Below are 410 nucleotides of genomic sequence, written 5' to 3' on the forward strand. Positions count from 1 at the left end.
TCAACCAATCCGCTCTATTCAATCACAACCACTTGATGTGATCTCTACAGGCAAAATTGCTATACAAACTAAAGACAGCACACATGTCCATCCCCATACAACAGCATCGTGCGTCATAGAGAGAACAACCGAACACTATCTCGTGCATTGCCGGGGGGGAAAGCAAAAAACCGGATTAACTCTCACCGCCGCAATACCTGTACAATATCTGGCCGTTGAAACAGGTGCCACAACATGGATCCGGGATAAGGCAAGCATGTGTCATGTGTCTTCAGCTGAGGAAACTTCCCCTCACATCCACTGCTCCCCCCTGCCTTCAGGAAACCTGTTTTCTTCGCATTTAAATACTTGGGTACGTAGGCATGACAAAGAGCTTCAGATTCAAACTGACGATGACAGGCCTGCGGATT

General features: G+C 47.6%; 1 protein-coding gene. It reads left to right on the forward strand.

Annotated elements, in window-relative coordinates; genetic code table 11:
• Positions 1 to 410 (forward strand): hypothetical protein (locus E1189_RS24325; RefSeq protein ID WP_230459830.1); only part of this gene is annotated, 410 nt, incomplete at both ends.

Source organism: Parendozoicomonas verongulae, assembly GCF_009711465.1.
Lineage (GTDB): Bacteria > Pseudomonadota > Gammaproteobacteria > Pseudomonadales > Endozoicomonadaceae > Sansalvadorimonas > Sansalvadorimonas verongulae.